This is a genomic window from Actinoallomurus acaciae (genome assembly GCF_042429965.1).
Taxonomy (GTDB): Bacteria; Actinomycetota; Actinomycetes; order Streptosporangiales; family Streptosporangiaceae; genus Actinoallomurus; species Actinoallomurus acaciae.
The window spans coordinates 1-6,297 of sequence record NZ_JBHLZP010000468.1; the positions used below are offsets into that span (position 1 = coordinate 1).

The following is a 6,297-nucleotide window of genomic DNA, read 5'->3' on the forward strand; positions in this document are numbered from 1 at the left end:
GGGGGTCCCACGAGGTGCTCGCCGGTCTCCTCGGCCGTCCCGCCCCCACCGAGGCGCCGGAGGCGGAGCTGTGGATCGGCGCGCATCCGGCCGCGCCGTCGCGGCTGCGGTCGGGCCGGGCGCTGGGCGACGTGATCGCGGCCGACCCCGGCGCGGCGCTCGGCGACGCGTCCGTTTCGGCCTTCGGGCCCCGGCTGCCGTTCCTGATGAAGGTGCTCGCGGTGGCCGAGCCGCTGTCCCTGCAGGTCCACCCCGACCGGGAGCAGGCCGAGCGGGGCTTCGCCGCCGAGACCGCCCCGGAGGGCGACCCGTCCCGCAACTACAAGGACTCCTGGCCCAAGCCGGAGATCCTCTGCGCGCTGACCGAGTTCCACGCGCTGTGCGGCCTGCGGGACCCGCGTGAGAGCGCCGAACTGCTGGCTCCCATCGCCGCGCTGCGGCCCGTCGTGGACCTGCTCACCGCCGGCGACCTGCGGGCCGCGGTCGAGACGCTGCTGACCTGGCCCTCGCCGAAGGACGCGGTGGCCGGGGCCGCCGCGGTCGCGCCCGAGCCGTACGCCTCGCTCGCCGAGCGTAACCCCGGCGACATGGGCGTGCTCGTCGCCATGCTGCTGAACGAGGTGCGCCTCAGCCCGGGCGAGGCGCTGTACGTCCCGCCGCGCCGTCCGCACGCCTACCTCAGCGGTACCGGGGTGGAGCTGATGGCCGGCTCGGACAACGTGCTGCGCGCCGGGCTCACGCCCAAGCGCGTCGACGTGCCCGAGCTGCTGTCCGTCGCGTCGTTCGAGCCGGGCCCGCCGGACGTGATCGAGCCCGAACACCGCGACGGCGAGGGCGTCTACCTCACCCCGGCACCGGAGTTCCGGCTCTCGCGTCTCGACGCCGCCCGGCGGCCCGTGCTGCCGGCCGCCGGTCCGCAGCTGCTGCTGTGCGCCGATGGCGGCGTACGGCTCCGCCGCGACGGGCAGGAGCTGGAGCTGCGCCGCGGCGACGCGGTGTTCGCCGGGCACCGTGGCGGGCCGGTCGAGGTGACCGGCTCCGGCACGGTGTTCCGCGCGAGCCTGCCCTCCGCCGGGTAGGACCGGCCTCCGAGAGCCGAGGCCGCCGCCGGATCAGGGCGTGAGGCGTTCGGCGAGCCAGGCGAGGGCGAGCGGATAGCGGTACTCGATGGCGCGGTGCCCGGCGTCGAACAGCTCGAAGTGAACGTCGTCGTCGGCGACGCCGGCGGCCTCGACCGCGCGCCGGAACGCGACCGCGCCGAAGTCCAGGTGGTACTCATCGCGGGTGCCGGCGTCGATCCAGACGCCGCGCAGCGACCGCAGCGCCTCGGCGTGGCCGGGGCGCGCGGCCATCAGCACGGGGTCCCAGGCCAGCCAGCGCTCCCAGATCTCGGGGATGACGCCGCCGGTGTCGTCGAAGGGCAGCCGTACGGTGCCGTCCTCGTCGGCGGAGTAGGCCGCGGCGTAGCCGTACTGCTCGATGAGGGGGAGGTCGGTGTCCTTGGTGCCGGCGATCCGGCCGCGGAAGTCGGCCAGGAACGCCTCCACCGACCCGTCGTAGGCGTCGCGCAACTGCCGCGCCACCTTGGGAAAGTACGGCCGGTAGCAGACGTCGAACAGCGCGTCGCCCGCGTGGGTGGCCAGCGCGCCGAACACGTCCGGCCGCAGCATCGGCGTGACCATGGCGCCGTAGCCGCCGCTGGACTTGCCGCTGATCGCACGGTGGTCGCGGCTCGCCAGCGTGCGGTAGCGGGCGTCGACGTAGGGTACGACCTCGTCGCACAGATAGGAGTGGTAGCGGCCGGTGCCGGGCGAGTCGAGGAACTGGCTGCCGCCCACCGAGGTCCAGGCGTCGACGTAGACGACGATGGCCGGCGGTGCCTCGCCGCGGGCGAACATCTGGTCGGCGAGCTCGGGATAGGTCGGCCGCCACGGCGCGCGGTTGTGCCACATGGGCAGCTGGCCGGTGTAGCCCTGGATGACGTAGACGGACGGGTAACGGCGCTCCGGCTCCTCGTCGTACCCCGGCGGGACGTACACCTCCAGCGGGCGATCATGAGGGTCGCCGAGAGGGTTGCCGCGCAGTACGTCGCTGCTGAGAACGTGTTCGTCGATGCGTCCGGTGAGTTCGGCCGACCAGGGCAGCATCCATGCTCCTTCGCTCGGGTACGCGTCCGACCGTATCCCGCATTCCGCGTCCCGTGCCTGGGCCGAAGACGGCCGCGGGGGGTGGACCCCCGCGGCCGTTCGGCGCAGCTTACGTCAGCGCTCGCTCACGAGTTCGAGGACGCTCACTTCGACGCAGTCCGCCCCCTGCGAGCTGCGGCTGCTCGTACGCCAGCCGGTGTCCGCGAGATCGGGGTCGCAACCCATCCCCCACCTCTCCTTTCATGGTGAACCGATCATCCCCGTGGGTACGGGGACGTTTTCTTGAACTCATCCGCGATCGCGGCGATGAAGTCGCTCGACTCGTCCGGTGGCAGCGCGGCTGCTCGTAGATGGTCGAACCAGGTGGTGTGGCGGCGGACGTCTCTGTCCTTCTCCAGGAAGATGTTCCCCGCCGGCGAATCGACGTACACGACGTCGAGGTCGGTCGGGTCGGGGAAACCGATGATGGTGAACGCACCGCCGAGCCCGGGGTGGGCGCCGCGGGCGAACGGCAGCACTTGGATCGTGACACTGGGGAGCTCGTCGGCCTCGAGGAGCCGGGCGAGCTGGGCGCGCATGACCGTGACGCCGCCGATGGGCCGGCGCAGGACCGCCTCGTCGAGCACGGCCCACACCTCGAGGGCTCCGTCGTCGGCGAGCATGGCCTGGCGCCGCTGGCGCAGGGAGATCATCCGGTCGATGTTGGCGGCGCTCTCGGTGGGCCGCCCGACCTTGATCAGCGCACGTGCGTACTCCTCGGTCTGCATGAGCCCGGGGACGAGGTGGGTCTGGAACGTACGGAGTGAGGCGGCCGAGGCCTCCAGCCCGACGTAGGTGTCCAGCCCCGCGGACAGCACCGATTCGTATTCGGTCCACCAGCCTCGCTGCTGGGCGTCCTTGGCCAGTTTGAGCAGTTGTTCGCGCTGGGCCTCGTCGCCGACCTTGTACAGGTCGAGCATGTCGCGCACGTCCCTGATCCGGGCGACGGACTTGCCGGTCTCGATGCGGCTGACCCGCGACATCGAGCATTCGAGGTGTTTGGCGACATCCTCGATCATGAGGCCCGAGGCCTCACGCAACCTGCGGAGTTCCATGCCCAGTCGGCGACGGCGGACGGTTGGGCTTTGCACGTCGGACATCGAGCACCTCCGGAGCGACCGTCCGGGACGGGGGGTTGAACGGGGAGCGGTGGACGGAAAGAGGAGCCGCTGCGGGGCGTGGCGGTGGACGACGGATCACGTGTCCAGAGCCGTTGACCGCTGAGGAAGTGTATGCGGGGTCGGATCGAGATGGACGGAGTTTTTGCTCGACACTACCGCTATGCCTCATTTAAGCGGATTGTCGTGAAAATAAGCGTTACGCACTGTTGTCGTACGAGTACCTCTTGCCACGACATCGCACTTTACCTGTTCAATGCTATGTCGCTCATCCTTTTGTCGGGTAGGGGAGCTCCGAAACGGTGATCTGACGGCGCGAGGCGCCGGATCCGCACGGCGCGTCGCGACGGGATCACCGATCGGTGTCGGGTGGGACCCTCTTCCCAAAACGTCGATGCGAACGTATGTTCGATGACGCTCGTCTTCCCCCGAGCAACTTCGGCAGCGTACGACCGGGAAGGCGGGCGGCCCGCGTGGGCGGAGTCAGCGATCGGCGTCGGCGAGACGCGTGGACGGTGTCCGGATGAGCCGGGCGTACGGCGACCCGGTCGAGGTCTGGCGGGCCGACGGCCGCCCGTCGCGCTTCGTCTGGCACGGCCGCCTCTACACCGTGCTGCGCGTCCTGGATCACTGGGTGACCACGCGCGACTGGTGGCGAGACCGGCACCCGGGGGCCGAGGCACCGGTCGCCCGGGAGTTCTGGCAGGTGGAGGCCACCCCGGACCGCGAGATCGGCGTGTACGAACTCCGCTACGACGAGGCGAGCGACACCTGGATGCTCTCCCGCGCCTGGAGCTGAGACCGGCCGCCGCCGGCGCCCCACCGACCTCGTAGAGTTCGCCCCGACAGCGATCAACGAGTCAAAAGGCGCATGTCATGACGCGAGTGGTCCTGCGGCCCGTCACGCAGAAGGACCTCGACCTCTTCGAAGCCGAGCTCTCCACCCCCGAGGGGACCGGCGCCCACCAGTGGTTCGGGTATCGCAGTCCCCTCGAGCTCCGTCGCCGGTTCGCCGAGACCGGGCTCCTCACGCCCGACGGCGGGACCCTCACGGTCTGCGCCGAGGACGGCGACGTCGCCGGCCGGGTGGAGTGGTTCAAGAGCCTGTGGGGCCGCCCGGAGACCTCGTGGTGCTGGACCGTCGCGATCGGCCTGCGGCCGAGCCGCCAGGGCCGGGGAATCGGCACCGAGGCGCAACGGCTCCTGGTGGCCTACCTGTTCGACCACACCCGCGCGCAGCGGGTCCAGGCCTTCACCGACCGCGGCAACCTCGCCGAGCGGCGGGCGCTGGAGAAGGCGGGGTTCGAACGAGAGGGCGTCCTCCGCCAGGCCCAGTGGCGAGCCGGGCGCTGGTACGACCAGATCCTCTACTCGACACTGCGTCCGCACGACGGTCGGTGACGTCGCCGGGCCTCAGGCGGGGACCATGGCGCGGATGGCCTTGAGGGTCGGTTCGTCCTTCACCCCGGCGATGAGCAGGGTGGTCACCGGAGAGTCCAGCCACAGCCGCAGTCGTTCGCGGATCCGGCCCGGCGGGCCGAGCAGTGAGATCGCGTCCGCCAGCGCGTCCGGGACGGCCTTGACCGCCTCGTCCCGGCGCCCCGCGAGGAACAGGTCCTGCACCCGCGCGGCCTCCTCCGCGTACCCCAGCCGGCCGATCAGGTCCAGGTGGAAGTTGCGGTCGCGGGCGCCCATCCCGCCGATGTAGAACGCCAGCGGGATCTTGGCCACCTCCAGCGCGGCCGCCAGGTCGTCGGTGACGATCGTGGTGACCGTCGCGGCGATCTCGAAGTCGTCCGGGCGGTCGCGCAGTGACGCGCCGAAGACCGGCTCGATCCGCTCCGGGTCGACGAACAGCGGCAGCCAGCCCTGGGCGATCTCCGTCGACAGCGCGACGTTCTTCGGGCCCTCCGCGCCGAGGTAGACCGGGATGTCCGGGCGCACCGGGTGGGCGATCGACCGCAGCGGCCTGCCCAGGCCCGTCACCCCGTCGCCCACACCGTAGGACCGCAGCGGCAGCGGGTAGTGCGGGCCGGGGCTGGTCACCGGTTCGGCACGTCGCCACACGTCGCGCAGGATCTGGACGTACTCGCGGGTGCGCGCGAGCGGCCGGGCGAACGGCACGCCGTACCAGCCCTCCACCACCTGCGGCCCGGACGCGCCGAGGCCGAGCGTGAGCCGCCCGCCGGACAGCGCGTCGAGGGTCAGCGCGTGCATGGCGGTGGCGGCCGGGGTGCGCGCCGACATCTGCGTCACGGCCGTGCCCAGGCCGATCCGCGAGGTGCGCGCGCCGTACCAGGTCAGCGTGGTGAAGGCGTCGGATCCGTACGCCTCCGCGGTGAAGACCTGGTCATAGCCCAGGCGTTCGGCGGCGAGCACGGTTTCGGTGTCGTCCACGGGGTCCCGCTGCCAGTAGCCGAGGTTGATGCCGAGCCTCATGCGCGCCTCCGGAAGAAGTAGAACCTGTTCCATTCAAACAGGAACAGACCGGCACACACCTGTCGAGGAGGGATCGGTCGTGTGCGATGCTGTGCGTCGGCGGTACGCGGAGGAACCCGGTGAGACTCCGGGGCTGTCGCGCAACTGTGACCGGGGAGTTCGTTCTCAACCGACGGCCACGGCGTGAGCCGGAAGGCCGGGGACGGGTGACGATCCGAGAGCCAGGAGACTCCGGCCGCCGCCTGCAGGCCACCTACGGGGCGCGCAACCCGAGGAAGGACGAACGCCGGGTGAACACCTACCCCTTCTCCGCCGTGGCGGGGCTCGAGGACCTCAAGCTCGCTCTGCTGATCAACGCGGTGTCGCCGTCGGTCGGCGGCGTGCTCGTGCGCGGCGAGAAGGGCACCGCGAAGTCGACCATCGTGCGCGCGCTCGCCGGGCTGCTGCCGGCCGTCTCCGTCGTGGCCGGCTGCCGGTTCTCCTGCGACCCGGACGCGCCCGACCCCGAGTGCCCCGACGGCCCGCACGGCGAGGCGGCGCGGCAGGAGCGTCCC

At 71.5% G+C, this 6,297-nt stretch carries 7 protein-coding genes, 1 pseudogene and 1 riboswitch; of the genes and pseudogenes, 4 read left to right on the forward strand and 4 right to left on the reverse strand.

Annotated features, from left to right (window positions below; genetic code table 11):
* Positions 1-1,079: mannose-6-phosphate isomerase, class I (gene manA, locus ACFFNX_RS38815; RefSeq protein ID WP_378211115.1), on the forward strand; the 1,079-nt coding region annotated here is incomplete at its 5' end.
* A gap of 33 nt (positions 1,080-1,112) precedes the next feature.
* Here the strand turns inward: manA and ACFFNX_RS38820 are convergent.
* The 3 genes from ACFFNX_RS38820 to ACFFNX_RS38830 all read right to left on the reverse strand — a co-directional run bounded on the left by ACFFNX_RS38820 (position 1,113) and on the right by ACFFNX_RS38830 (position 3,286).
* Complete coding sequence (locus ACFFNX_RS38820) at positions 1,113-2,147, reverse strand: alpha/beta hydrolase (RefSeq protein WP_378211117.1); 1,035 nt, start codon at positions 2,145-2,147, stop codon at positions 1,113-1,115.
* A gap of 114 nt (positions 2,148-2,261) precedes the next feature.
* Positions 2,262-2,372 (reverse strand): DUF397 domain-containing protein, encoded by a 111-nt coding sequence (locus tag ACFFNX_RS38825; protein WP_378211119.1) that lies wholly within the window; start codon positions 2,370-2,372, stop codon positions 2,262-2,264.
* Between the two features lie 29 nt (positions 2,373-2,401).
* Positions 2,402-3,286: a helix-turn-helix domain-containing protein gene (locus tag ACFFNX_RS38830; RefSeq protein ID WP_378211121.1), complete on the reverse strand. Its 885-nt coding sequence runs from the start codon at positions 3,284-3,286 to the stop codon at positions 2,402-2,404.
* 541 nt (positions 3,287-3,827) lie between these two features.
* Here ACFFNX_RS38830 and ACFFNX_RS38835 point away from each other — a divergent pair.
* Together ACFFNX_RS38835 and ACFFNX_RS38840 are read left to right on the forward strand one after the other, a co-directional pair.
* Positions 3,828-4,103 (forward strand): DUF6504 family protein, encoded by a 276-nt coding sequence (locus ACFFNX_RS38835; RefSeq protein ID WP_378211123.1) that lies wholly within the window; start codon positions 3,828-3,830, stop codon positions 4,101-4,103.
* Positions 4,104-4,180: 77 nt separating this feature from the next.
* Positions 4,181-4,705 (forward strand): GNAT family N-acetyltransferase, encoded by a 525-nt coding sequence (locus ACFFNX_RS38840; protein ID WP_378211125.1) that lies wholly within the window; start codon positions 4,181-4,183, stop codon positions 4,703-4,705.
* Between the two features lie 12 nt (positions 4,706-4,717).
* Here ACFFNX_RS38840 and ACFFNX_RS38845 read toward each other — a convergent pair whose 3' ends face one another.
* A complete protein-coding gene (locus ACFFNX_RS38845; protein ID WP_378211127.1) occupies positions 4,718-5,743 on the reverse strand; it encodes an LLM class F420-dependent oxidoreductase in 1,026 nt (341 codons plus the stop codon).
* A 109-nt stretch (positions 5,744-5,852) separates the two neighbouring features.
* Positions 5,853-5,975, forward strand: a riboswitch (cobalamin riboswitch).
* Positions 5,976-6,033: 58 nt separating this feature from the next.
* Here ACFFNX_RS38845 and ACFFNX_RS38850 point away from each other — a divergent pair.
* Positions 6,034-6,297 (forward strand): annotated as a pseudogene (locus ACFFNX_RS38850) (magnesium chelatase); the annotation flags it as partial.

Excerpts from the sequence above, each read along its gene's own strand:
- ACFFNX_RS38820 (WP_378211117.1), bottom strand. The coding sequence starts at position 2,147 with ATGCTGCCCTGGTCGGCCGAACTCACCGGACGCATCGACGAACACGTT.
- ACFFNX_RS38845 (WP_378211127.1), bottom strand. The coding sequence starts at position 5,743 with ATGAGGCTCGGCATCAACCTCGGCTACTGGCAGCGGGACCCCGTGGAC.
- ACFFNX_RS38840 (WP_378211125.1), top strand. The coding sequence starts at position 4,181 with ATGACGCGAGTGGTCCTGCGGCCCGTCACGCAGAAGGACCTCGACCTC.
- ACFFNX_RS38830 (WP_378211121.1), bottom strand. The coding sequence starts at position 3,286 with ATGTCCGACGTGCAAAGCCCAACCGTCCGCCGTCGCCGACTGGGCATG.
- ACFFNX_RS38835 (WP_378211123.1), top strand. The coding sequence starts at position 3,828 with ATGAGCCGGGCGTACGGCGACCCGGTCGAGGTCTGGCGGGCCGACGGC.
- ACFFNX_RS38825 (WP_378211119.1), bottom strand. The coding sequence starts at position 2,372 with ATGGGTTGCGACCCCGATCTCGCGGACACCGGCTGGCGTACGAGCAGC.